The 24,305-nt window shown below is 72.4% G+C and carries 19 protein-coding genes; 17 read left to right on the top strand and 2 right to left on the bottom strand.

The genetic code is table 11. The annotated features are described in order from the left end of the window. Positions 1-106 precede the first annotated feature (106 nt). The 7 genes from ACZ6D7_RS03385 to ACZ6D7_RS03355 all read left to right on the top strand — a co-directional run bounded on the left by ACZ6D7_RS03385 (position 107) and on the right by ACZ6D7_RS03355 (position 8,513). The gene (locus ACZ6D7_RS03385; protein WP_469482861.1) at positions 107-1,282 is read left to right on the top strand and encodes a uroporphyrinogen-III synthase; all 1,176 of its coding nucleotides are present in this window, start codon (positions 107-109) and stop codon (positions 1,280-1,282) included. Positions 1,283-1,393: 111 nt separating this feature from the next. Beyond that, positions 1,394-2,014: a CGNR zinc finger domain-containing protein gene (locus ACZ6D7_RS03380; RefSeq protein WP_469482859.1), complete on the top strand. Its 621-nt coding sequence runs from the start codon at positions 1,394-1,396 to the stop codon at positions 2,012-2,014. A gap of 316 nt (positions 2,015-2,330) precedes the next feature. Then, a complete protein-coding gene (locus tag ACZ6D7_RS03375; RefSeq protein WP_010039908.1) occupies positions 2,331-2,852 on the top strand; it encodes a sigma-70 family RNA polymerase sigma factor in 522 nt (173 codons plus the stop codon). Continuing rightward, a complete protein-coding gene (locus ACZ6D7_RS03370; RefSeq protein WP_469482857.1) occupies positions 2,852-3,688 on the top strand; it encodes an anti-sigma factor family protein in 837 nt (278 codons plus the stop codon). The genes ACZ6D7_RS03375 and ACZ6D7_RS03370 overlap by 1 nt, the downstream gene beginning before the upstream one ends. Positions 3,689-3,795: 107 nt before the next feature. After that, positions 3,796-6,168, top strand: a complete 2,373-nt coding sequence (locus ACZ6D7_RS03365; protein WP_469482855.1) for a HelD family protein — start codon at positions 3,796-3,798, stop codon at positions 6,166-6,168. A gap of 321 nt (positions 6,169-6,489) precedes the next feature. Beyond that, positions 6,490-7,899, top strand: coding sequence for an NAD-dependent malic enzyme (locus ACZ6D7_RS03360; protein ID WP_469482853.1), 1,410 nt, complete (start codon positions 6,490-6,492; stop codon positions 7,897-7,899). Between the two features lie 332 nt (positions 7,900-8,231). Further along, a complete protein-coding gene (locus ACZ6D7_RS03355; RefSeq protein ID WP_004000874.1) occupies positions 8,232-8,513 on the top strand; it encodes an HU family DNA-binding protein in 282 nt (93 codons plus the stop codon). A gap of 161 nt (positions 8,514-8,674) precedes the next feature. On the opposite strand, the gene murA is transcribed toward ACZ6D7_RS03355, so the two are convergent. Further along, positions 8,675-10,015, bottom strand: a complete 1,341-nt coding sequence (murA, locus tag ACZ6D7_RS03350) for a UDP-N-acetylglucosamine 1-carboxyvinyltransferase (protein WP_469482851.1) — start codon at positions 10,013-10,015, stop codon at positions 8,675-8,677. Positions 10,016-10,276: 261 nt separating this feature from the next. Here murA and ACZ6D7_RS03345 point away from each other — a divergent pair, with 261 nt between their 5' ends. From ACZ6D7_RS03345 to ACZ6D7_RS03300, 10 genes are all read left to right on the top strand, one after another. Further along, positions 10,277-10,849 (top strand): YqgE/AlgH family protein, encoded by a 573-nt coding sequence (locus ACZ6D7_RS03345; protein ID WP_469482849.1) that lies wholly within the window; start codon positions 10,277-10,279, stop codon positions 10,847-10,849. A 29-nt stretch (positions 10,850-10,878) separates the two neighbouring features. Continuing rightward, on the top strand, positions 10,879-11,169 hold the full coding sequence (locus ACZ6D7_RS03340; protein WP_469482847.1) for a DUF3039 domain-containing protein: 291 nt from the start codon (positions 10,879-10,881) through the stop codon (positions 11,167-11,169). Positions 11,170-11,381: 212 nt separating this feature from the next. Next, on the top strand, positions 11,382-12,680 hold the full coding sequence (locus tag ACZ6D7_RS03335) for an extracellular solute-binding protein (protein WP_469482845.1): 1,299 nt from the start codon (positions 11,382-11,384) through the stop codon (positions 12,678-12,680). A gap of 5 nt (positions 12,681-12,685) precedes the next feature. Continuing rightward, positions 12,686-13,696 (top strand): carbohydrate ABC transporter permease, encoded by a 1,011-nt coding sequence (locus ACZ6D7_RS03330; RefSeq protein ID WP_469483022.1) that lies wholly within the window; start codon positions 12,686-12,688, stop codon positions 13,694-13,696. Further along, positions 13,693-14,538, top strand: coding sequence for a carbohydrate ABC transporter permease (locus ACZ6D7_RS03325; RefSeq protein ID WP_469482843.1), 846 nt, complete (start codon positions 13,693-13,695; stop codon positions 14,536-14,538). The genes ACZ6D7_RS03330 and ACZ6D7_RS03325 overlap by 4 nt, the downstream gene beginning before the upstream one ends. Before the next feature lies 1 nt (position 14,539). Beyond that, positions 14,540-16,165 (top strand): beta-N-acetylhexosaminidase, encoded by a 1,626-nt coding sequence (locus tag ACZ6D7_RS03320; RefSeq protein WP_469482841.1) that lies wholly within the window; start codon positions 14,540-14,542, stop codon positions 16,163-16,165. 271 nt (positions 16,166-16,436) lie between these two features. Next, positions 16,437-17,330: an FAD binding domain-containing protein gene (locus tag ACZ6D7_RS03315; protein ID WP_469482839.1), complete on the top strand. Its 894-nt coding sequence runs from the start codon at positions 16,437-16,439 to the stop codon at positions 17,328-17,330. Beyond that, positions 17,327-19,129, top strand: a complete 1,803-nt coding sequence (locus ACZ6D7_RS03310) for a (2Fe-2S)-binding protein (protein ID WP_469482837.1) — start codon at positions 17,327-17,329, stop codon at positions 19,127-19,129. Before ACZ6D7_RS03315 ends, ACZ6D7_RS03310 begins: the two co-directional genes overlap by 4 nt. Then, a complete protein-coding gene (locus tag ACZ6D7_RS03305) occupies positions 19,126-21,435 on the top strand; it encodes a xanthine dehydrogenase family protein molybdopterin-binding subunit (protein WP_469482835.1) in 2,310 nt (769 codons plus the stop codon). The genes ACZ6D7_RS03310 and ACZ6D7_RS03305 overlap by 4 nt, the downstream gene beginning before the upstream one ends. A 381-nt stretch (positions 21,436-21,816) precedes the next feature. Beyond that, a complete protein-coding gene (locus tag ACZ6D7_RS03300) occupies positions 21,817-23,013 on the top strand; it encodes an SUKH-4 family immunity protein (RefSeq protein ID WP_469482833.1) in 1,197 nt (398 codons plus the stop codon). A 71-nt stretch (positions 23,014-23,084) separates the two neighbouring features. Here ACZ6D7_RS03300 and ACZ6D7_RS03295 read toward each other — a convergent pair whose 3' ends face one another. Further along, positions 23,085-24,023, bottom strand: a complete 939-nt coding sequence (locus tag ACZ6D7_RS03295) for an amidohydrolase family protein (RefSeq protein ID WP_469482831.1) — start codon at positions 24,021-24,023, stop codon at positions 23,085-23,087. Positions 24,024-24,305: the final 282 nt, after the last annotated feature.

Below are 24,305 nucleotides of genomic sequence, written 5' to 3'. Positions count from 1 at the left end.
CGTAACACCGGCGACATCAAGCCGAACCGAGCCTGTCACGAGCCGTTGACAGGCTCGTTCGGCCTGTAGGTGCTATGCAAAACGACTCGAGTGCGAGACGAGAGTTATGTACGACGAACAGCAGCGAACGGACGCCGGACCCCGGGCCGCCGTCGAACACGGGCCCCTCGCCGGGTTCACCGTGGGCGTGACCGCCGCCCGCCGGGCCGAGGAGCTGGGCGCGCTGCTCCAGCGGCGCGGGGCGGCGGTGCTGCACGCGCCCGCCCTGCGGATCGTGCAGCTGGCCGACGACGGCGAACTGCTCGCCGCGACCAAGGGCCTCATCGACCACGCGCCGGACATCGTCGTGGCCACGACCGCCATCGGCTTCCGCGGCTGGATCGAGGCCGCCGACGGCTGGGGTCTCGGCGAGGCCCTGCTCGCCCGGCTCGGCGAGATCGAACTGCTCGCCCGCGGGCCCAAGGTCAAGGGCGCGATCCGCGCCGCGGGGCTGACCGAGGGCTGGTCGCCGTCGTCCGAGTCCATGGCCGAGGTGCTCGACCGGCTGCTGGAGGAGGGTGTCGACGGCCGCCGGATAGCTGTCCAGCTGCACGGGGAGCCGCTGCCCGGGTTCGTGGAGTCGCTGCGGGCCGCCGGCGCCGAAGTGGTGGGTGTGCCGGTGTACCGGTGGATGCCGCCCGAGGACATCTCACCGCTGGACCGGCTGATCGACGCGGCCGTCTCGCGCGGTCTGGACGCGATCACCTTCACCAGCGCGCCCGCCGCCGTGTCCCTGCTCGCGCGCGCGGAGAAGCGCGGGCTGCTGCCCGAGCTGCTCACCGCGATGCACCACGACGTGGTCCCGGCCTGCGTCGGACCGGTCACCGCCCTGCCGCTCCAGGCACGGGGCGTGGACACCGTCCAGCCGGAACGCTTCCGGCTCGGCCCGCTGGTGCAGCTGCTGTGCCAGGAACTGCCCGGCCGGGCGCGGGCGTTGCCCGTGGCGGGGCACCGGGTGGAGATCCGGGGGCACGCGGTGCTGGTCGACGGCTGTCTGAAACCGGTGCCGCCGGCCGGGATGTCGTTGCTGCGGGCGCTGTCGCGGCGGCCGGGATGGGTGGTGCCGCGGGCGGATCTGCTGCGCGCGCTGCCCGGAGCGGGGCGCGACGAGCACGCGGTGGAGACCGCGATGGCCCGGCTGCGGACGGCGTTGGGGGCGCCGAAGCTGATCCAGACGGTGGTCAAGCGCGGCTACCGCCTGGCGCTGGATCCGGCGGCCGACGCCAAGTACGCGGACGCGTGAACCGGGGTGGGCCGTCCTCGGGGCACAGCCCCGAGACCCCCTGGTTGTCCTGGGCCTGCGCTGGCACTGTGAGGGGAACGGTTCTCCAGAGGAACGCCTAGGCGGTGGCGCATGGCACTGGGTACGGTCACGGTCCCCTACGAGCTGCGGTTCGACTCCGGGCGCAGTTGTCTCGACCTCCTCGCGACCAGCCACCCGTACGAACATCTGGACGGCGTCGCCCCGTTGTGCGCCTGGATCGCCGGCGCCGGACTCGTGCCGCCGGGCACACCGCTGGTACACGCCGACGTCGGCTGGCCGGTCGCCTTCCGCGAACTGCGCGGCGACATCGGCCGCTTGGTGCACGACTGGCTCGCCCGCACGGACACCGGCCCCTACGACGCCGCCCTCGCCCGGGTGAACGAGGCCGCCCGCGCCGCGCCCCCCGTCCCGCGGGCCGCCCGGGGCGAGGACGGCACCCTCGTACGCGAGTTGGACGGACCGCCGCGGTGCGCCGCGCTGCTCGCCGTGGTCGCCCGGGACGCCGTCGAGCTGTTCACCGATCCCGCCGCCCGCGCGGGGCTGCGCGAGTGCGAGGGTGACAACTGCCCGATCGTGTACGTCGACACCTCCCGCGGCCGGCGCCGGCGCTGGTGCTCCAGCGAGGTCTGCGGGAACCGGGAAAGGGTCGCGCGGCACCGTCGGCGCGCCGCGCTCGCACGCGCTCAACTGCCCGGTATGCGGCTTCTCTGACGAGACGCCAGGAATTTCGTCGAAGATGAATCGAAGTGATTTCGACAACATTCCGTTTGCTCGCGTCACCAGCCGGGCAGCCAGCGCGAACTCGCCCGTGTGGCGGAAATGTAAAGAAAAGGCGGTGGGAATGTGCCGCCATGTCCCCCTCGTCATGACACCCCGAAGAAAACTGTCTGCTCGGTTTGAACACTCCGCAGCCCCCGTGCGTACCCGTCAGCGAGCGACCGACTGGGGGAACCCCCGGACACCGGAGGTGGGCGTGCGCAAGGATGCGGCCGTGGCCAATGAACGTGGATCGAGGGCCCGACATCGCATGTCCCAGCCCTCGGAACCTGACGAGGAGCTGATGCGTGCTCTGTATCGGGAGCATGCCGGACCCCTTCTTGCGTATGTCCTGCGCCTGGTTGCCGGAGACCGGCAGCGTGCTGAGGACGTCGTGCAGGAGACACTCATCCGAGCCTGGAAGAACGCCGGCCAGCTCAATCGAGCGACCGGATCGGTACGCCCCTGGCTGGTGACGGTCGCTCGCCGCATCGTCATCGACGGCCACCGCAGCCGGCAGGCCCGGCCGCAGGAGGTCGACCCGTCGCCGCTGGAGGTCATCCCCGCGGAGGACGAGATCGACAAGGCGCTGTGGCTGATGACGCTGTCCGATGCGCTCGACGACCTGACCCCTGCCCACCGGGAGGTGCTCGTCGAGACGTACTTCAAGGGGCGTACCGTCAACGAGGCGGCCGAGACGCTGGGCATACCCAGCGGAACGGTCCGTTCTCGGGTGTTCTATGCCCTGCGTTCGATGAAGCTGGCTCTGGAGGAGCGGGGGGTGACGGCGTGATGAACGTTTACGGGGGGTTCGGAGCAGGTGGCCCGGGTATGTCTGGCCCCATGCAGGGATCTGTGGGATCTCCGAGCCCGAGCGAGCACGAGACCGTCGGCGCCTACGCGCTCGGCATCCTCGACGACGCCGAGGCGACCGCTTTCGAGGCACATCTCGCCGGATGCGAGTGGTGCGCGCAGCAGCTCGACGAGCTGGCCGGGATGGAACCGATGCTGGCGGCCCTCGCCGACCTGCCGGGCACCGGAACGCCGGCGATCGGCGAGTCCCTGTCCGCCCGGCCCAGCCCACGGCTCGTGGACAAGCTGGTCGACGAGGTGTCGGAGCGCCGCGCCCAGAAGCGCCGCCGCTCCTTCTTCCTGGTGGCGGCCGCGGCCGCGCTGATCGTCGGCGGTCCGCTGAGCGTGCTGGCCGCGACCGGTGGCGACAGCGGGAGCACCGGGGTCCAGGCGGGCTCCACCAAGTCCGCCACCGTGACCACGAAGTCCGCCTTCGACGCCCTGCCGACCAAGGTCTCGGCGACCGACGCCTCCACCAAGGTCTCGGCGACCGTCGCCATGGGCGAGAAGGGCTGGGGCACCGAGGTCGGCGTCGAACTGAAGAACGTCACCGGCCCCGAGAAGTGCTCGCTGATCGCCGTCGGCAAGGACGGCAAGCGCGAGACGGTCTCCTCCTGGTCGGTCCCGGAGTGGGGCTACGGCATCCCCAACGCCAAGACCGAGCAGGCCAAGAATCCGCTCTACGTCATGGGCGGCGCGGCCTTCACGGCCAATGACATCGACCACTTCGAGGTCATGACCTTCGGCGGGGAAAAGCTCGTCGAGATCGACGTCTGACCGAGTGAGACGGGCGCTCCGGGAGGACCCGGGGCGCCGGTCCGTAGCCTCCCGGGGTCCCCTTCGCGTACGGTTGACGGCTGCCCAGCACGTCAGAAGGGGGCCCGGTGGCCGCACAGGCTCAGCAGGAAACCGCGGTCGACGCCGCACCGGACTCGGTCCGGGAACGCGAGATCAGCATCGAACAGGAACATCTCGACCGGGTGTACCGGCGGCTCGAGGAGAAGATCCACGAGGCCGAGTTCCTGATGGACGACGCGGCCAAGCGAGGCCAGGTCGGCACGCCCGGCGCGCTCGCCGAGCGCGACGCCCAGGTCTTCCGGGCGGGAGTCCACCTCAACCGGCTCAACAACGAGTTCGAGGACTTCCTGTTCGGACGGATCGACCTGCTCCTCGGCAGGGACGGCAAGAAGGGCCCCGACGGCGCCTACACCGCCGTGGAACCCGCCGAGGGCGCGGTGCGCGAGGACAACACCGCCGACATCGCCGAGACGCTCCACATCGGCCGTATCGGAGTCCTGGACTCCGACTACGCGCCGCTCGTCATCGACTGGCGGGCGCCGGCGGCGGCTCCCTTCTACCGGTCCACCCCGGTCGACCCCGGCCGCGTCGTACGCCGTCGCGTGATCCGCTCCAAGGGCCGCCGGGTCCTCGGGGTCGAGGACGACCTGATGCGTCCCGAGCTGCGGGCCTTCCTCGCCGGCGACGAACTGCCGGTCATCGGCGACGGCGCCCTCATGGCCGCCCTCGGCCAGGCCCGCTCGCACACCATGCGGGACATCGTCGCCTCCATCCAGGCCGAGCAGGACCTCGTCATCCGGGCCCCCGCCGCCTCCGTGACCTACGTCGAGGGCGGCCCCGGCACCGGCAAGACCGCCGTCGCGCTGCACCGCGCTGCCTACCTCCTCTACCAGGACCGGCGCCGGTACGCGGGCGGCATCCTGATCGTCTCGCCGACCCCGCTGCTGGTGGCGTACACCGAGGGCGTGCTGCCCTCCCTCGGCGAGGAGGGCCAGGTCGCCATCCGCGCCATCGGCTCCCTCGTCGACGGCGCCGAGGCCACGCTGTACGACTCCCCGGCGGTGGCCCGGGCCAAGGGGTCGCACCGGATGCTGAGGGTGCTGCGGAAGGCGGCGCGCGGGGCGCTGGAGAGCGGCGGCCAGGGCGGTGGCCGGAGCGGTGCGCAGGGCGACGGGCAGCTGAGCTTCGACGAGTCCCCGGTCTCCGCCGCTACGACCCCCACCCGCCTGCGGGTGGTCGCCTTCGGCCGTCGGCTGGAGCTGGAGCCGGCCGACCTGGACCGGATCCGGCAGAGCGCCCTCGGCGGCACCGCCCCGGTCAACCTGCTGCGCCCGCGCGCCCGCAAGCTGCTCCTGGACGCCCTGTGGGAGCGCTCCGGTGCCGCGGGCCGGCACAGCGACCCCGAGCTGGCCGCCGAACTGCGCTCCTCCTTCGACGAGGACGTCACGAGCGAGGACTCCTTCCTCGCCTTCCTCGACGCCTGGTGGCCCGAGCTGACGCCGAAGGGCGTCCTCGCCGCGATGTCCGACGAGCGCCGGCTCGGCCGCTGGGCCCGCCGGATCCTCAACCCCGGCGAGGTCCGCCGGGTCGCCCGCTCCCTGAAGCGCGACGGCTGCTCGGTGCACGACATCGCCCTGCTCGACGAGCTCCAGGCGGTCCTCGGCACCCCGGCCCGCCCGCGCAAGCGGCGCGAACTCGACCCGCTGGACCAGCTCACCGGCCTGGAGGAGCTGATGCCGGTGCGCGAGGAGACCCAGCGCGAGCGCGCCGAACGGCTCGCCCAGGAGCGCGTCGAGTACGCGCACGTCATCGTCGACGAGGCCCAGGACCTCACGCCGATGCAGTGGCGCATGGTCGGCCGCCGCGGCCGGCACGCCACCTGGACGGTGGTCGGCGACCCCGCCCAGTCCTCCTGGTCCGACCCCGACGAGGCGGCCGAGGCCCGCGACGAGGCCCTCGGCTCCCGTCCGCGCCGCCGCTTCCAGCTGACCGTGAACTACCGCAACCCGGCCGAGATCGCCGAACTCGCCGCCAAGGTGCTGGCGCTGGCCATGCCCGGCGCCGAGGCCCCGTCGGCGGTCCGCTCCACCGGCGTCGTCCCCCGCTTCACGGCGGTGGAGCGGTCCCTGGCCGCCACCGTCCGCGCGGAGGCGGAACGCCTGCTGGGGCAGGTCGACGGCACCGTCGGCGTCGTCGTCGCGATGCAGCGCCGCGAGGAGGCCCGCCGCTGGCTCGCCGGGCTCGGCGACCGCGTGGTGGCCCTGGGCAGCCTGGAGGCCAAGGGCCTGGAGTACGACGCCACCGTCGTCGTGTCCCCGGCCGAGATCGCCGACGAGTCCCCGGCCGGACTGCGCGTGCTGTACGTCGCCCTGACCCGGGCCACCCAGCAGCTCACGATCGTGTCGGGCGAGCGGGACGAACCGGACGCGAACGGGGTCCCGGACCTGCTCAGAGACTGAGGCGGCACCCGTCCGGCGGATCGTTTCCTGTGAACTCCCCGGACGGGAATGGTGTTCGGGGATCCGTTTGTTAGCCTGGGTGTGACACCGGCTCGATCCAAGCCCCCGGGCCCAACCTTCGTCGCTACGAGCGACCACTTGCCGCGAGGCGAGCATGGCGGGTCGGTGTCATGAACGTGAGAGAGGCCCACGTCCGATGTGACGTGGGCCTCCTTTCATGAGAACACAACGTTCGCAATTCCGTGCGGCTACCACGTACTCGTCAGTAGGTGCGACGATCTGACGGCAAACCCGCCACCAGCAGTGCAGAGGAAGTCGGCCATGGCAACGGCGCCCAGCGTCTCCTACTCGATGACGGTCCGGCTGGAGGTGCCCGCGAGCGGAACCGCGGTCTCCCAGCTCACCGGGGCCGTCGAGTCCCACGGAGGCTCGGTCACCGGCCTCGACGTCACTGCTTCCGGTCACGAGAAGCTCCGCATCGACGTCACCATCGCGGCCACCTCGACCGCGCACGCCGACGAGATCGTCCAGCAGCTCCGCCTGATCGAGGGCGTCACCCTCGGCAAGGTCTCCGACCGTACGTTCCTCATGCACCTCGGCGGCAAGATCGAGATGCAGTCGAAGCACCCGATCCGCAACCGCGACGACCTCTCCATGATCTACACGCCGGGCGTGGCCCGCGTCTGCATGGCGATCGCCGAGAACCCCGAGGACGCCCGCCGCCTCACCATCAAGCGCAACTCCGTTGCGGTCGTGACGGACGGCTCGGCCGTACTGGGCCTGGGCAACATCGGCCCGATGGCCGCGCTGCCGGTCATGGAGGGCAAGGCGGCGCTCTTCAAGCGGTTCGCCGGCATCGACGCCTGGCCGATCTGCCTGGACACCCAGGACACCGACGCGATCGTCGAGATCGTGAAGGCGATCGCCCCCGGCTTCGCGGGCATCAACCTCGAGGACATCTCCGCGCCGCGCTGCTTCGAGATCGAGGCCCGGCTGCGCGAGGCCCTCGACATCCCCGTCTTCCACGACGACCAGCACGGCACCGCGATCGTCGTCCTCGCCGCCCTCACCAACGCCCTGCGCGTGGCCGGCAAGGCGATCGAGAACATCCGGGTCGTCATGTCCGGCGCCGGCGCGGCCGGTACGGCCATCCTCAAGCTGCTGATCGCGGCGGGCGTCAAGACCGCGGTCGTCGCCGACATCCACGGCGTCGTGCACGCCGGCCGCGAGGACCTGGTGGACGCCTCCGCCGACTCCCCGCTGCGCTGGATCGCCGACAACACCAACCACGAGGGCCTCACCGGCACCCTCAAGGAGGCCGTGCGCGGCGCCGACGTCTTCATCGGCGTCTCCGCCCCGAACGTCCTGGACGGCGACGACGTGGCCGCCATGGCCGAGGACGCCATCGTGTTCGCGCTCGCGAACCCGGACCCCGAGGTCGACCCGGCGATCGCCCGCCAGACGGCCGCCGTCGTGGCCACCGGCCGCTCCGACTTCCCGAACCAGATCAACAACGTGCTGGTCTTCCCGGGCGTCTTCCGCGGCCTGCTGGACGCGCAGTCCCGCACGGTCAACACCGAGATGATGCTCGCGGCGGCGAAGGCCCTCGCGGATGTCGTGAGCGAGGACGAGCTGAACGCGAACTACATCATCCCGAGCGTCTTCAACGACAAGGTCGCGGGCGCGGTGGCGGGCGCGGTGCGCGAGGCCGCCAAGGCCGCGGGCGCCTAGGGGGTCTCGTCCCCCGGGCCGAGGCACCACGGACCCGGTCACCACGGGCCTCGGACCCTTGCGGGGACTGTGAGGATCACCACGGTCCCCGCTCCGGCGCGCCGCCGGACACCCTGTCGGTGCCGCGCCTTATCGTGACGGCCAGCCTCAGCCGCTCTTCGTGTGACTCCCAAGGGTGTTCTCACGACTCCTGCGGGTGCCGGATTGGCTTTCCCGCCGCAGGTAGGGGCAGGATGCGTCTCTGGGCGCGAGCACAACGACTTCGCTGTGCCCAACATGCGGCTCCGCCGCGTGGCACGCCGCAACGGCAAGAAGAACACGGGAGTAACAACATGAACCGCAGTGAGCTGGTGGCCGCGCTGGCCGACCGCGCCGAGGTGACCCGCAAGGACGCCGACGCCGTGCTGGCCGCGTTCGCCGAGGTCGTCGGCGACATCGTCTCCAAGGGCGACGAGAAGGTCACCATCCCCGGCTTCCTGACCTTCGAGCGCACCCACCGTGCCGCTCGCACCGCGCGCAACCCGCAGACCGGCGACCCGATCCAGATCCCGGCCGGCTACAGCGTGAAGGTCTCCGCGGGCTCGAAGCTCAAGGAAGCGGCCAAGGGCAAGTAGCGCCCCGCTGGGCGGCTCGTGGGTGACCGCGGGCCGTCTGTGACTGATCGCGTGTGACCGATCGCGCGGCGTCCTTCGGGACGCGTCGTCCGCAGTGGGCGCGGACCACGACAATGGGGCGGCCCCTTTCCCAGGGGCCGCCCCATCGTCGTACCGACGAGCTATCCGAGCAGCTTGCCCGGCAGTTCCACCTTCGCGCCCAGCTCCACGAGCTTCTCCATGAAGTTCTCGTAGCCGCGGTTGATCAGGTCGATGCCGTGGACCCGGGACGTGCCCTGGGCCGCGAGGGCGGCGATCAGGTACGAGAAGCCGCCGCGGAGGTCGGGGATGACCAGATCGGCGCCCTGGAGCTTCGTGGGGCCCGACACGACCGCGGAGTGCAGGAAGTTGCGCTGGCCGAAGCGGCAGTCGGAGCCGCCCAGGCACTCGCGGTAGAGCTGGATGTGCGCGCCCATCTGGTTCAGCGCGGACGTGAAGCCCAGCCGGGACTCGTAGACCGTCTCGTGGATGATCGACAGGCCCGTGGCCTGCGTCAGGGCCACGACCAGCGGCTGCTGCCAGTCCGTCTGGAAGCCCGGGTGCACGTCCGTCTCCAGCGCGATGGACTTCAGCTGGCCGCCCGGGTGCCAGAAGCGGATGCCCTCGTCCTCGATCTCGAAGGCACCGCCCACCTTCCGGTAGGTGTTCAGGAACGTCATCATCGAGCGCTGCTGCGCGCCGCGGACGTAGATGTCGCCCTCGGTGGCCAGCGCCGCGGACGCCCAGGAGGCCGCCTCGAGACGGTCCGACAGAGCGCGGTGGGTGTAGCCGCCGAGCTGGTCCACACCCGTGATGCGGATCGTGCGGTCGGTGTCGATCGCGATGATCGAGCCCATCTTCTGCAGCACGCAGATGAGGTCCTCGATCTCCGGCTCGATGGCCGCGTTCGACAGCTCGGTGACGCCCTCCGCGAGGACGGCCGTCAGCAGCACCTGCTCGGTCGCGCCCACGGACGGGTACGGCAGGCGGATCTTCGTGCCGCGCAGCCGCTGCGGGGCCTCCAGGTACTGCCCGTCCTCCCGCTTCTCGATCTTCGCGCCGAACTGCCGCAGCACGTCGAAGTGGAAGTCGATGGGCCGGCCGCCGATGTCGCAGCCGCCCAGGCCCGGGATGAACGCGTGGCCGAGGCGGTGCAGCAGCGGACCGCAGAACAGGATCGGGATCCGGCTCGAGCCCGCGTGGGCATCGATGTCGGCGACGTTGGCGCTCTCCACATAGGTCGGGTCGAGCACCAGCTCGCCGGGCTCCTCACCCGGACGGACCGTCACCCCGTGCAGTTGCAGCAGCCCGCGTACGACCCGCACGTCACGGATGTCCGGAACGTTGCGCAGCCGACTCGGCTCACTGCCCAGCAGTGCGGCGACCATGGCCTTCGGTACGAGGTTCTTCGCACCGCGGACACGGATCTCGCCCTCCAGCGGGGTTCCGCCGTGGACAAGCAGGACATCGTCGTTGACGGTCATGTATCTCGCGTTCCATCGAGTGGGGCAGGGCCAGAGGAGACAGAGTAATCGCCGTCGACCCCCCTCCCGTAAGCCCGAGGACCACCCAGGGAGGTCATAGCTGTGTCACAACACGAACGGTTCCGCGGCGGGCACATGGGGTCACCGCGAGGGGCCTTTCGCGTTCGTGCGCCCGGACCGCATCCGTGCGCCCGACCTGCCCTCACTCCCGCACCCCGATTGCCTCCCCACTCCACGGGAAGATGGGGGATCATGTCTGGCATGACCGAGGTGTCCTCGCTCACAGGGCGGCTGCTCGTGGCAACGCCCGCCCTGGCGGACCCGAACTTCGACCGTGCGGTGGTGCTCCTTCTCGACCACGACGAGGAGGGCTCCCTCGGTGTCGTCCTCAACCGCCCTACGCCCGTGGGCGTGGGCGACATCCTGGAGGGCTGGGCCGACCTCACCGGGGAACCCGGTGTCGTCTTCCAGGGCGGCCCGGTGTCCCTCGACTCCGCGCTGGGCGTCGCCGTGATCCCCGGCGACTGCTCCGGGGACCGCGGTCCGCTCGGCTGGCGCCGGGTGCACGGCGCGATCGGCCTCGTCGACCTGGAGGCCCCGCCGGAGCTGCTCGCCTCCGCGCTGGGCTCCCTGAGAATCTTCGCCGGGTACGCCGGCTGGGGCCCCGGTCAGCTGGAGGACGAGCTGGTGGAGGGCGCCTGGTACGTGGTGGAGTCCGAGCCCGGCGACGTCTCCTCCCCGTCCCCGGAGAGACTCTGGCGCGAGGTCCTGCGCCGCCAGCGCAGCGAACTGGCGATGGTGGCGACGTATCCGGACGACCCTTCGCTCAACTGATCCGGGCGAGCTTCAGTACGCTTGGGCCCATGAGCACTCTCGAGCCCGAGCGCGGCACCGGTACGGGGACCCTTGTAGAACCGACACCGCAGGTGTCGCACGGCGACGGTGACCACGAGCGCTTCGCGCACTACGTCCAGAAGGACAAGATCATGGCGAGCGCCCTCGACGGGACGCCCGTCGTGGCGCTGTGCGGCAAGGTGTGGGTGCCCGGCCGCGATCCGAAGAAGTATCCGGTGTGCCCGATGTGCAAGGAGATCTTCGAGTCGATGGGCATCGGCGGCGGAGACGACAAGGGCAAGGGCGGCGGCAAGAAGTAGACCCGTCCGGTCCTCCTGAGGCTCTGAGGCCCCCAGGCGCGTTTTGGCGCGCCTGGGGGCCTTTGGCGTCTTTGTCGTTGCACGGGGTGCGTCGGGTGGTCACAGAGTGGTGGAGACCTCTTGTCGGCGTGTTCATGCAGTCCCTAGCCTCCGGTGTGTTGTGCAGAGCAAAACAACCATTGCATATGTTGCAACGTTCGGAGGGTCACTCCATGAAGCTCCCCATCCGGCCGGCCCTGCTCGCGGCCGCCGCCCTGGTCGTCGTCACCGCCTGCGCCCCCCAGACCTCCTCCAACTCCTCCTCCGACACCGACGACAAGAGCGGCACGCTGCGTGTCTGGCTCTTCCAGGAGGTCGGCAACACGCCGAAGGAGAAGGTCGTCGACTCCGTCGTCACCGCCTTCGAGAAGGCTCACAAGGGCACGGAGGTCGACGTCGAGTACATCCCGGTCGAGACCCGCGCCCAGCGCGTCAAGGCCGCCTTCAACGACCCGAAGTCCGCTCCCGACGTGATGGAGTACGGCAACACCGACACCGCCGGCCATGTCCGCGACGGAGGACTCCTCGACGTCACCGAGGAGTTCGGCGCCTGGCCCGAGGGCAAGGACACCGACCCCACCGCCCGCCAGTCGGTCACCGTCGACGGAAAGCTCTACGGCGCCCCCTTCTACGTCGGCGTCCGCGCCCTCTACTACCGCACGGACGTCTTCGAGGAACTCGGCCTCGCCGTCCCGAGGACCATGGCCGAACTGGCCACCACCGCCCGCGCGGTCCGCGCCGCGAAGCCCGACCTGTACGGCCTGGTCGTCGGCGGCGCCTACACGTACGGCGCGATGCCCTTCGTCTGGGCCAACGGCGGCGAACTCGCCGACGGCAGGAACGGCTCGTACGCCTCCGGCATCGACAGCGCCGCCGCCCGCAAGGGCATCGAGGAGTACACCTCCCTCTTCTCCGACGACAACTGTCCGGCCGCCAAGTGCACGGGCATGGGCGGCAACGACACCGTCACCGCGTTCGCGGCCGGCAAGGCGGGCATGGCGATCGGCGGCGACTTCAGCCACACGGCCGTGGAGGCCGGGGCGGTGAAGGGCAAGTACGCCGTCGTCCCGCTGCCCGGTGTGAGCGCCGGCTCGATCGCCCCGGCCTTCGCGGGCGGCAACAACCTCGGCGTCCTGAAGAGCACCTCGCACCGCACCCTGGCCGTGGACCTGATGGAGGCACTGGCCTCGAAGAAGACCCAGGCCGCGCTCTTCGACGCGATGGGCTTCCTGCCGACCTTCACGGACGTCCGCGACCAGGCCGCCGCGAAGGAGCCGTTCGTGAAGCCGTTCGTGCGGACCCTGGCCGCCGGCACCAGGTTCGTGCCCGCGTCGCCCGCCTGGTCCCAGATCGACTCCCAGCTGGTCCTGCCGACCATGTTCCAGGAGGTCATCAGCGGGAGGAAGAGCGTGGAGGCGGCCTCGGCGGAGGCGGCGAAGAAGATGGACGACGCGTTCGGCTCCGCCGGGTGACGCCGGTGACGCCGGTGCCGCCCAGCGGCTCGGGGGTGGGGGAGCGTGACCGTGGGCGACCGCGGGTCGGTGGTGGCCGCTCGCGCCCGCGCGGCGGAGCCGCACATGTGACAGCCCCGCGCCCCTCGGCCGGTCAGCGCGTCCGGCGGGACCTCACGCCCTGGATCTACCTCGGCCCCGCCCTCGTCGTGCTCGGCGCGCTGCTCGTCTACCCCGTCCACCAGCTCGGGCTCATCTCGCTGTTCGAGTACACCCAGGCCCAGGTGAGCGGCGGGCAGCCGACCGTGTTCCGGGGGTTCGGGAACTACGCCGACGTCTTCGGTGACGAGCAGTTCTGGCAGGTGCTGCTGGCCACGGTCGTCTTCGCGGCGGCCTGTGTCGTCTCGACGCTCGCCGTGGGCTGCGCGCTCGCCGTGCTGCTCACCCGGGTGCGGGCGGTGCCGAGGCTCGCGCTGATGCTGGCCGCCCTCGGCGCCTGGGCGACCCCGGCGGTCACCGGTTCCACGGTCTGGCTGTTCCTGTTCGACCCCGACTTCGGCCCGGTGAACCGGGTGTTGGGCCTCGGCGACCACTCCTGGACCTACGGCCGTTACAGCGCCTTCCTCCTCGTGCTCCTCGAAGTGGTCTGGTGCTCCTTCCCGTTCGTGATGGTGACCGTCTACGCCGGGATCCGCGCCGTCCCGACGGAGGTGCTGGAGGCGGCCTCGCTGGACGGCGCCTCGCAGTGGCGGATCTGGCGGTCGGTGCTCGTGCCGATGCTGCGGCCGATCCTGACCGTCGTCACCATCCAGTCCGTCATCTGGGACTTCAAGGTCTTCACCCAGATCTACGTCATGACGGGCGGCGGCGGGATCGCCGGCCAGAACCTCGTCCTGAACGTCTACGCCTACCAGCAGGCGTTCGCGTCCTCGCAGTACGGCCTCGGCTCGGCGATCGGCGTCGTGATGCTGGTCGTCCTGCTCGCCGTGACGCTCGGGTACCTGCGGCTGCTGCGCCGGCAGGGGGAGGAACTGTGAACCTTGCGCGGGGCCTGGTGGCCCGTCCGTGGCGGCTCGCCGCCGAGGCGTGCGCGCTGCTGACCGCGGCCGTCGTCGCTTTCCCCCTGTACTGGATGGTGCTGGGCGCCTTCAGACCGGCCGGGGAGATCGAGTCCGACGAGCCGCGGCCGTGGACCCTCGCGCCTTCCCTGGATTCCTTCCGGAGGGTGTTCGGGCAGCAGGAATTCGGCCGTTACTTCTTCAACAGTCTTCTCGTCGCGGGCACCGTGGTGATCGCCTCCGGACTGATCGCGTTTCTCGCCGCGACCGCCGTGACACGATTCCGGTTCCGCTTCCGGACCACCCTGCTGATCATGTTCCTGGTGGCCCAGATGGTGCCCGTGGAGGCACTGACGATCCCCCTGTTCTTCCTCATGCGGGACTTCGGTCAGCTGAACACCCTGGGGTCCCTGATCCTGCCCCACATCGCCTTCTCGCTGCCCTTCGCGATCTGGATGCTGAGGGGCTTTGTGAAAGCCGTCCCGGAGGCGCTGGAGGAGGCCGCGTACCTCGACGGGGCGAGCCGTACGCGCTTTCTGTGGCAGATCCTTTTCCCGCTCGTCCTGCCCGGCCTGGTGGCCACCAGTGTGTTTTCCTTCATCTCCGCCTGGAACGACTTCCTGTTCGCCAAGTCCTTCATCATCAGCGACACTTCGCAGTCGACCCTGCCGATGGCCCTCCTGGTGTTCTTCAAGCCGGACGACCCGGACTGGGGCGGCGTCATGGCGGGCTCCACACTGATGACGATTCCGGTGCTGGTGTTCTTCGTACTCGTGCAGCGCCGTCTGGTCTCCGGACTGGGCGGCGCGGTCAAGGACTGACGTGACCGAACTGATTCCGGTGCCCCGCCGCGTCGTCGCCGGCTCCGGCGAGGTGCGACTGACGGCGCACTCCCGGCTCTACGCCGGTACCGCGGCGGAGGGTGTCGGCCACTGGCTGCGCACCGTCCTGTGGCAGGCGACCGGCCTGCCGCTGCGCGAGGGGCGGGAACTCGACGACACCGACGGCGACGGCATCGGGCTCCAACTGGACCCCGGCCTCCGCCCCGAGGAGTACCGCCTGGTCAGCGACCCGAGCGGCGTCCTCATCGAGGGCGGCAGCGCGGCCGGTGTCTTCTGGGGCGCCCAGACGCTCCGGCAGCTCCTCGGCCCCGACGCCTACCGCAGGGCCCCGCTCGGCCGCGACCGGACCTGGGCCGTGCCGCACCTCACGATCGAGGACGCGCCCCGTTTCCCCTGGCGCGGCCTGATGCTCGACGTGGCCCGCCACTTCATGCCGAAGGAAGGCGTCCTGCGCTACCTGGACCTGATGGCGGCGCACAAACTGAACGTCTTCCACTTCCATCTGACGGACGACCAGGGCTGGCGGATCGAGATCCGGCGCCACCCAAGGCTGACCGAGGTCGGTGCCTGGCGGGCCCGCACGAAATTCGGCCATCGCGCCTCACCCCTGTGGGACGAGAAGCCGCACGGCGGCCACTACACCCAGGACGACATCCGGGAGATCGTCGCGTACGCCGCCGAGCGGCATATCACCGTCGTCCCCGAAATCGACGTGCCGGGACACTCGCAGGCCGCGATCGCCGCGTATCCGGAACTCGGCAACACCGACGTCATCGACACCACCGCCCTCTCCGTGTGGGACACCTGGGGGGTCAATCCCAACGTACTCGCCCCCACCGACAACACCCTGCGCTTCTACGAGGAGGTGTTCGAGGAAGTCCTCGACCTCTTCCCGTCGGAGTTCATTCACGTCGGCGGCGACGAATGCCCCAAGGAACAGTGGCGGCGGTCGCCGGCCGCGCAGGCCCGTATCGAGGAACTCGGCCTCGCCGACGAGGACGCGCTCCAGTCGTGGTTCGTCCGGCACTTCGACACCTGGCTCTCCGCGCGCGGGCGTCGGCTCATCGGCTGGGACGAGATCCTGGAGGGCGGGCTCGCGCCGGGCGCGGCCGTGTCGTCCTGGCGCGGCTACGCGGGCGGGACGGCCGCCGCGTGCGCGGGGCACGACGTCGTCATGTGTCCCGAGCAGCACGTGTACCTGGACCACCGGCAGGACGGCGGCCCGGACGAGCCCGTGCCGATCGGGTACGTGCGCACCCTGGAGGACGTGTACCGGTTCGAGCCCGTTCCGGCGGAGCTGACGCCGGACGAGGCGGCGCATGTGCTCGGGACGCAGGCCAACGTCTGGACCGAGGTGATGGAGGACCCCGCGCGCGTGGACTACCAGGCCTTCCCCCGGCTCGCCGCCTTCGCCGAGGTCGCCTGGAGCCCGCTGCCCGCCCCCGGGGAACGGGACTTCGCCGACTTCGAGCGGCGGATGGAGGCGCACTACGGGCGGCTCGACGCCCTGGGGGTGGCCTACCGGCCGCCGGAGGGACCCCGGCCCTGGCAGCGGCGGCCGGGCGTCCTCGGGCGCCCGATCGACGGCACGCCACCGAACCGGTAGCCCGAGCGAACCATCGTCCCCGCCGTCCCCGCCGTTCGGCACGTCACGGATAAACCCCGGCAGGGTCACCGAAGAGTGGCAATTCGCGTGCACCGGCGATGCCGTACGAAAACGGACCATCTGCTGGGTGAGGTGGGCGAATGCCTCCTAGCGGACCCCCGCGTTCGGGTGTTGCGAAGATGTGCCAGAGTTGCCACGTCCGCCCTGTCAGCACGTACCGTACGGCAACACAGGTGGGACCAGGTGGGGCAGCGGGAAGGGGCAGCCGGTTTTGACCACGCACGCACCGCAGGCGGCGCAGGCCGTCACGCTGCCCACGACGCTGGACGAGGCGGTGGCAGCCCTGGCGGCCATGCCCGCCGCCGTGCCCGTGGCCGGCGGCACCGACCTGATGGCCGCCGTCAACTCCGGACAGCTGAGGCCCACCGGACTGGTCGGACTCGGCCGGATCAGCGAGATCCGCGGCTGGCAGTACCAGGACGGCCACGCCCTGCTCGGCGCCGGACTCACCCACGCGCGGATGGGCCGCCCCGACTTCGCCGCCCTCATCCCGGCGCTCGCCGCCGCCGCGCGCGCCGCGGGCCCGCCGCAGATCCGCAACGCCGGCACCCTGGGCGGCAACATCGCCTCGGCCGCCCCCACGGGCGACGCGCTGCCGGTCCTGGCCGCCCTGGAGGCGACCCTGATCATCGCGGGTCCGGGCGGGGCCCGCCGGGAGATCCCGGTCTCGCACCTGCTGGCCGGCATGGAGATGCTGCGCGGCGGCGAGCTGATCGGGTACGTGCGCGTGCCGCTGCTGCACGCCCCGCAGGTCTTCCTGAAGGCGACCGGCCGCACCGGCCCCGGGCGCGCCGTCGCGTCCGTCGCCCTCGTCCTCGACCCCGCCCGGCGCGGGGTGCGGTGCGCCGTCGGCGCCATAGCGCCGATGCCGCTGCGCCCCCTGGACGCCGAGCAGTGGGTCGCCCGGCTCATCGACTGGGACAACAGCCGCTCGATCGTCCCCGAGGCCCTGACGGCCTTCGGGGAGTACGTCGCCGCCGCCTGCATCCCCGACCCGGCCCCGGGGGTGGACGGCTCCGTGCCCGAGCTTCCGCCCGCCGTACTGCACCTGCGGCGCACCGTCGCCGCGCTGGCCCGACGAGCACTGGGGAGGGCGCTGTCGTGACCGACGACCAGCACACGGAGGGCGTGCCCCAGAGCGGCGGCGGCCGCTGGGACCCGCTGCCCCAGGGCGACTACGACGACGGCGCCACCGCCTTCGTGAAGCTGCCCGAGGGCGGCATCGAGGCCCTCCTGGCCGCCCGCGACACCCCGCTCGCCGCGCCCGGTCACGGATACGTGCCGCCGCAGATAGCGGCGGCGCCGCCCGCGGACGACACCGGTACCTGGGCGACCCCGGCGGGCGGCACCGAGTGGCCCGCGCAGACGGGCCCGCAGACGGTCGGCGACGACCGGTTCACGTACAACCCCGGCGCGACCGGCCAGTGGAGCTTCGACGACTCGGCGGCCGGCGCGCCCGCCCCGGGCCATGACGTGACCGGGCAGTGGTCGATCCCGGTTGCGGGCGGCGACCTTCCGGACGAATCGGGCGAGTTCACCACGTCGTCCCTGGTCGAGCAGTGGGGCGGCGGCACCCCTCCGGCCACCCTGCCGGGCGGCGCGCCCGCCCCCTGGGCGCCCGGCGCGACCAACGGCGCGGGGCAGTCCTGGGCCCAGCAGGCCGAGGCGGCCGCCCATGCCCGGCTCCAGGAGACCGGTCACCCGGTGACGTCCGATCCAGCGGCCGGGCAAGCGGCGCCGGGCGCGCCCGCGTTCGGCCACGCGCCGGAGCACGGCGGGGCGCACGATCCGGCGCGCGGGGACGGCCACGGGACCGGGGAGCGGACCGACCACGGGGTCGGCCACGGCCCCGGACAGCGGACCGATCACGGGGCCGGACAGCGGACCGACCACGGGGCCGGGCACGGCGCCGCGCACGGTGGCGAGCACACGCCCGCGTACGCCGACGCGCCCGGGGACACCGCCGCGCACACGCCCGCCGAGCACACCCGCGACACGCCGGTGCCGGCGCCGGACGAGCCGACGCCCCTGGAGGCCGCTCAGCCCGCCTCCGAGCCCGCCCGGCCCGCCGGGGAACCGGAGGACGCCCACGAGGCCGCTGAGGGCGCCCAGAGGCTCGCCCAGCCGCCCGCCGGCCCCGAGGCGGACTCCGCCGCGCCCGACGACGACCCCTCCGGCCGCGCGCACGAAGGCGCCCCCGACGGGACCGCCCCGGACCGCCCGGACGGCGCCGCCCCCGGCGAACTGCCCCCGCCCCCGGCCGAGGAACACCCGCTCGCCTCCTACGTCCTGCGCGTCAACGGCTCCGACCGGCCCGTCACCGACGCCTGGATCGGCGAGTCGCTGCTCTACGTGCTGCGCGAGCGGCTCGGCCTCGCGGGCGCCAAGGACGGCTGCTCGCAGGGCGAGTGCGGCGCCTGCAACGTCCAGGTCGACGGACGGCTCGTCGCCTCCTGCCTGGTCCCCTCCGTGACCACCGCCGGCAGCGAGATCCGTACCGTCGAGGGCCTCGCCGTCGACGGGCAGCCCTCGGACGTGCAGCGGGCGCTCGCCCGCTGCGGGGCGGTGCAGTGCGGGTTCTGCGTGCCCGGCATGGCGATGACCGTGCACGACCTGCTCGAGGGCAACCCGGCGCCCACCGAGCTGGAGACCCGTCAGGCCCTGTGCGGCAACCTGTGCCGCTGCTCGGGCTACAAGGGTGTCCTCAGGGCCGTGAAGGACGTCGTCGCCGAACGCGAGGCGCACGCCGCCGCCGACTCCGAGTCGGACGGCGGAGAGGCACGTATTCCGCATCAGGCGGGCCCGGGCGCGGGCGGCGTCCACGTGTCGGCGTTCGAGAACCCGGCGCAGCCGCACCCGCACGACCCGGCGTACGGACAGGCCCAGGACGGAGGCCCGGCGTGAGCAACGAAGCCGCCACCGCGACCAACCCCGCGGAGGCCGCACCGGCCCCCGAGCCGATCCCGCACGGCCTCGGCGCGTCGCTCCAGCCCGCCGACGCGCGCGCGAAGACCGAGGGCACCTTCCCCTACGCGGCCGACCTGTGGGCCGAGGGCCTGCTCTGGGCGGCCGTGCTGCGCTCCCCGCACCCGCACGCGCGCATCGTGTCCATCGACACGTCCCACGCGCGCGAGATGCCCGGTGTGCGGGCCGTCGTCACGCACGAGGACGTGCCCGGCAGCCCGGTGCACGGACGCGGCCGGGCCGACCGCCCGGTGTTCGCCTCCGAGGTCGTACGCCACCACGGCGAGCCCATCGCGGCCGTCGCCGCCGACCACCCGGACACCGCGCGGATGGCGGCCGCGGCCGTCATCGTCGAGTACGAGGTCCTCGACCCGGTGATCGACCCCGAGCAGGCCTTCGAGGCGGAGGCCCTGCACCCCGACGGCAACCTGATCCGGCACATCCCGCTGCACCACGGCGACCCGGCCGCGGCCGGCGAGATCGTCGTCGAGGGCCAGTACCGCATCGGGCGCGCCGACCCGGCCCCCATCGGCGCCGAGGCCGGACTCGCCGTGCCCCGCCCCGACGGCGGCGTGGAGCTGTACCTGGCCTCCACCGACCCGCACAGCGACCGCGACACGGCCGCCGCGGTGTTCGGCCTGGCGCCGGACCGCGTGAAGATCGTCGTCACCGGGGTGCCCGGCGCCACCGCCGACCGCGAGGACCAGGGATTCCAGCTGCCGCTCGGGCTGCTCGCCCTGAAGACCGGCTGCCCCGTGAAACTCACCGCCACGCGCGAGGAGTCCTTCCTGGGTCACGCCCACCGGCACCCGACCCTGCTGCGCTACCGCCACCACGCCGACGCCGAGGGCCGGCTGGTCAAGGTCGAGGCGCAGATCCTGCTGGACGCGGGCGCCTACGCCGACACCTCCGCGGAGGCGCTCGCCGCCGCCGTCTCCTTCGCCTGCGGCCCCTACGTCGTCCCGAACGCCTTCATCGAGGGCTGGGCCGTACGCACCAACAACCCCCCGTCGGGCCATGTGCGCGGTGAGGGCGCGATGCAGGTGTGCGCCGCCTACGAGGCGCAGATGGACAAGCTGGCGAAGAAGCTCGGCGTGGACCCGGCGGAGCTGCGGCTGCGCAACGTCATGGCGACCGGTGACGTCCTGCCCACCGGCCAGACGGTGACCTGCCCGGCGCCGGTCGCCGAACTCCTCCAGGCCGTCCAGGAGTTCCCCCTTCCGCCGCTGCCCAAGGACACCCCCGAGGACGAGTGGCTGCTGCCCGGCGGCCCCGAGGGCGCGGGCGAACCGGGCGCGGTGCGCCGGGGCGTGGGCTACGGCCTGGGCATGGTGCACATGCTGGGCGCCGAGGGCGCCGACGAGGTCTCCACGGCCACCGTGAAGGTCCAGGACGGCGTCGCGACGGTGCTGTGCGCGGCCGTGGAGACCGGCCAGGGCTTCACCACGCTGGCCCGTCAGATCGTCCAGGAGACGCTCGGTGTCGACGAGGTGCACGTCGCCCCCGTGGACACCGACCAGCCCCCCGCGGGCCCGGGCTGCCGGGGCCGTCACACCTGGGTCTCCGGCGGGGCGGTGGAGCGCGCGGCCAAGATGGTCCGCACCCAGCTGCTCCAGCCCCTGGCGCACAAGTTCGGCATGTCCACCGAGCTGCTCCAGATCACCGACGGCAAGATCACCTCGTACGACGGCGTCCTGTCGACCACCGTCACCGAGGAACTGCACGGCAAGGAGCTGTGGGCGACGGCGCAGTGCCGCCCGCACCCGACCGAACCCCTGGACGCGGCCGGTCAGGGCGACGCCTTCGTGGGGATGGCCTTCTGCGCGATCCGCGCGGTGGTGGACGTCGACATCGAGCTGGGCTCGGTGCGGGTCGTGGAACTGGCGGTCGCCCAGGACGTCGGCCGCATCCTCAACCCGGCACAGCTGACGGCCCGCATCGAGGCGGGCGTCACCCAGGGCGTCGGCATCGCGCTCACCGAGAACCTCCGCACCCCGCGCGGCCTGATCCGCCACCCCGACCTCACCGGCTACTCCCTGCCGACGGCCCTGGACGCCCCGGACATCCGGATCGTCAAACTGGTCGAGGAACGGGACGTGGTCGCCCCCTTCGGGGCCAAGGCGGCCAGCGCGGTCCCGGTGGTGACCTCCCCGGCGGCCATCGCCTCCGCCGTGCGCGCCGCGACGGGCCGCCCGGTCAACCGCCTTCCGATCCGGCCCCAGGCGGCGGTGGTGACGGGCCAGTGAGCGATCCGCGGCGCTACGAGCCCCCGCCGAGCGCGGGCAAGCTCCTGCTGTGGATCCTGCGGTTCGTGACGGCGGCGGTGGTCGTGGTGCTGGGCGGCGTGTACTTCGCGTGACCGGCGCGGACCGGGAGCGGGGCGCCGCCCCGTGAACGGTGTGGTCCTCGTCACGGGCGATGGGGGCACCTGCCACGCCCTTCAGGCAGTGGGGGAGACGGTGGAGGCGATTCCCGCGGGAAGGGAACGTGCGCGGGTGCTCTGACGTCTCACTGGAAGGGACCGGTGTCGGGTGCGACAGGCGACGCCGCTGGTCAGGAGCCGTTGTCAGTGGGGCCGCGTAGGGTGCGGAGCAGTGGGACGGCGAACTTCACGCACGGGGGACCCGATGGGCACGACCAGGACCACCACCGCCACGACGACGATCACCTTCACCGAGGACCAGCTGGACCCGTTTGTCACACACGCGCCGACGCGCCGCTGGCTGACCGGCCCCGGACTGCCGGGCGACGGCGGCCTGCTGACCTTCGAGGCGCTGCGCACGGACGGCCTGCGCACGGTCCGCGACTCCACCGGCGACCCCGACGGCCGGCTGGCGACGGAGCTGAGCGACCGGCTGGTCATAGGCGGCATCCTGGGCGCGGACGGCCGCGAGCGGGAGTCCGTGCTGCTCGACGGCGCGACGGGCGAGATCTCGACGACGTACTTCCTGCACGACCGCCCCGACCTGATGGACACCCGCCCGCTGGCGCCCTCCCTGGAGAAGCTGCTGCGCTTCGCCACGGCGGCCGACGAACTGGCGGCGCTGCGCGGCCAGTTCGCCTCCTACGCGGGCCGGCTGGGCCCGCAGGCGGTGGCGGAGGCGACCCGTCAGCTGCTCGCGGTGTTCGAGGAGGGCACCGGCGGCGGACCGGACCCGTTCTGGAAGATCGCGGCGGTGGTCCGCCCCCTGTCCCTGGTGGCCGGCCCGGGCACCACGTCCGGCCTCGCCCTGGACCTCCCGGTCCGGCTGCTGGACGAGGAGTTCGGGGCGGGCCACATCGCCCGCTTCGAGGACGTCGACTTCCCGCAGGCGCTCACCCACGCCCCGACCCGCCGCTTCCTGCGCGAGGTGGGCCTGCCGGAGGAGGCCGTCTGGTTCACCCTGGAGACGGACATCCCGCTCCAGACCCTCGCCGAGTACTGCGCGGACGCCCGTGAGGGCGTCTTCACCGAGGAGCAGCTCCCGGCCCACGCGGACCGGCTGATCCGCCTCGGCCATCTGGTGGAGGACACCAGCCTGGTCGTCGACGGCGCCACGGGCGCCGTCCTCAGCTGGAGCGAGCCCGACCTCGGCCTGCGCCCGCTCAACGCCGATCTCTCCACCCTGGCGTTCACCCTGTGGCTGATACGGCGCGAGCGGGCCCTGGACGAGGTGTACGAACTGACCGAGGCCTACGACCAGTTGGCGGAGACGATGTCCCGCACCCTGGCCGCGGTCGACCCGGTCGCCTGCGACCCGACCCCGAACACCCCCACCGACGACGGCTGGCGCTACTGGCCGGAGATGTTCGAGGACGAGGCGGGCGGCGGCCTCCACGCCTGACGACACGACGGTTTCGGCACGACGGTCACGGGGCGAAGGACACGCCGGGGTTGGGTGACCGCCCCGTGCTGTCAGGGCCGGGCGAGTCGGGGGACGAGGAGTTCGGCGTTGCCACGGTTGACGGCGTGGAGCTGCCCGGGCTCCCAGTGCGGGTAGGCGTCCAGCCCGCTGTCGAAGCCGGTGGCCCACTCCTCGGGAAGCATGGGGAAGTCGCTGCCGTACAGGACGTGTCCGGGGGCGGCGAAGGCGAGCAGTGAGGGCAGGGCGGCCGGGCCGGCGGAGATGGCGGTGTCGAAGTAGAAGCGCCGGAGCTCGCTCAGCAGGCCCTCGGGGGTGGAGCCGGGGTGGAGCCGGGCGGCGACCGCGAAGCGGTGGGCGGCATACGGCAGGAAGCCGCCGGCGTGGGGCAGGACCATCCTGATCCGGGGGTACCGTCCCGGCACCCCGTTCACGGCCAGGTGGAGGGCCGTGCGGGCGGTGTCGTACGGGAAGTCCACCAGGGGGCCGGGCAGGCCGGGGACCGGCGCGACCGGCGGCGCGGTGGGGTGGACGAGGACGACGGCGGCACGGGCGTCCAGCTCGGCCCAGAGCGGCTCGAACTCCGGGTCGCCGAGGTAGCGGCCGTACACGTTGGACAGGACCATCAGGCCGTCGGCGTTCAGCTCGTCCAGTGCGTGGGCGGCCTCGGCGAGCACGGCGTCCATGTCGGGCAGGGGGAGGACGGCGAAGTGACCGAAGCGATCGGGCCGGTCCTTGACGAGTTCGGCGGTGTACTCGTTCACGCGCCGGGCTCCGGCGCGGGCTCCGGCGGGATCGTCCGGGGCCGCGACCGGGGCGGGGAACGACAGCAGGCCGGTGGCGATCGACCTGCGGTCCATCATCGCGATCGCGCTGCGGACGTCCCACGCGGGAGTCGGCCAGCCGAGGGCCCTGGCCCGCTCGGCCATCGCACGGCTGAGGTCCGGTGGGACCAGGTGCTGGTGTACGTCGATGCGCGCGGGGTCCGACATCTCTGTCCGAGCCTCCTCGGGTACGGGGTACGGGGTACGGAGTACCGGGTGCGAGGCTGCGGTGGAACAGCCCGTATCCGTGAGGTACCCCCCGGGGAGGGGCGGCGGGGAGTGGAGAAGCCGGTCCGGCCCCGGACGGCGGGTGTGGCCGACCGGGGAATCACCTGTACGGGCGAGGGGGGGGGGGGGGGGGGGGGGGGGGGGGGGGGGGGGGGGGGGGGGGGGGGGGGGGGGGGGGGTGATGGGGAGGGGTGGGGGTGGCGGTGTGCCTGTGTTGTCCTT

The organism is Streptomyces sp. NPDC041784, assembly GCF_055591025.1.
This window is presented reverse-complemented; position numbering and strand designations above follow the sequence as displayed.

Bases quoted from the DNA above. Each gene is read 5' to 3' on its own strand.
- ACZ6D7_RS03385 (WP_469482861.1), top strand. From the start codon at position 107: ATGTACGACGAACAGCAGCGAACGGACGCCGGACCCCGGGCCGCCGTC.
- ACZ6D7_RS03380 (WP_469482859.1), top strand. From the start codon at position 1,394: ATGGCACTGGGTACGGTCACGGTCCCCTACGAGCTGCGGTTCGACTCC.
- ACZ6D7_RS03355 (WP_004000874.1), top strand. From the start codon at position 8,232: ATGAACCGCAGTGAGCTGGTGGCCGCGCTGGCCGACCGCGCCGAGGTG.
- murA (WP_469482851.1), bottom strand. From the start codon at position 10,015: ATGACCGTCAACGACGATGTCCTGCTTGTCCACGGCGGAACCCCGCTG.
- ACZ6D7_RS03345 (WP_469482849.1), top strand. From the start codon at position 10,277: ATGACCGAGGTGTCCTCGCTCACAGGGCGGCTGCTCGTGGCAACGCCC.
- ACZ6D7_RS03340 (WP_469482847.1), top strand. From the start codon at position 10,879: ATGAGCACTCTCGAGCCCGAGCGCGGCACCGGTACGGGGACCCTTGTA.
- ACZ6D7_RS03370 (WP_469482857.1), top strand. From the start codon at position 2,852: ATGAACGTTTACGGGGGGTTCGGAGCAGGTGGCCCGGGTATGTCTGGC.
- ACZ6D7_RS03360 (WP_469482853.1), top strand. From the start codon at position 6,490: ATGGCAACGGCGCCCAGCGTCTCCTACTCGATGACGGTCCGGCTGGAG.
- ACZ6D7_RS03295 (WP_469482831.1), bottom strand. From the start codon at position 24,023: ATGTCGGACCCCGCGCGCATCGACGTACACCAGCACCTGGTCCCACCG.
- ACZ6D7_RS03335 (WP_469482845.1), top strand. From the start codon at position 11,382: ATGAAGCTCCCCATCCGGCCGGCCCTGCTCGCGGCCGCCGCCCTGGTC.
- ACZ6D7_RS03300 (WP_469482833.1), top strand. From the start codon at position 21,817: ATGGGCACGACCAGGACCACCACCGCCACGACGACGATCACCTTCACC.
- ACZ6D7_RS03375 (WP_010039908.1), top strand. From the start codon at position 2,331: ATGTCCCAGCCCTCGGAACCTGACGAGGAGCTGATGCGTGCTCTGTAT.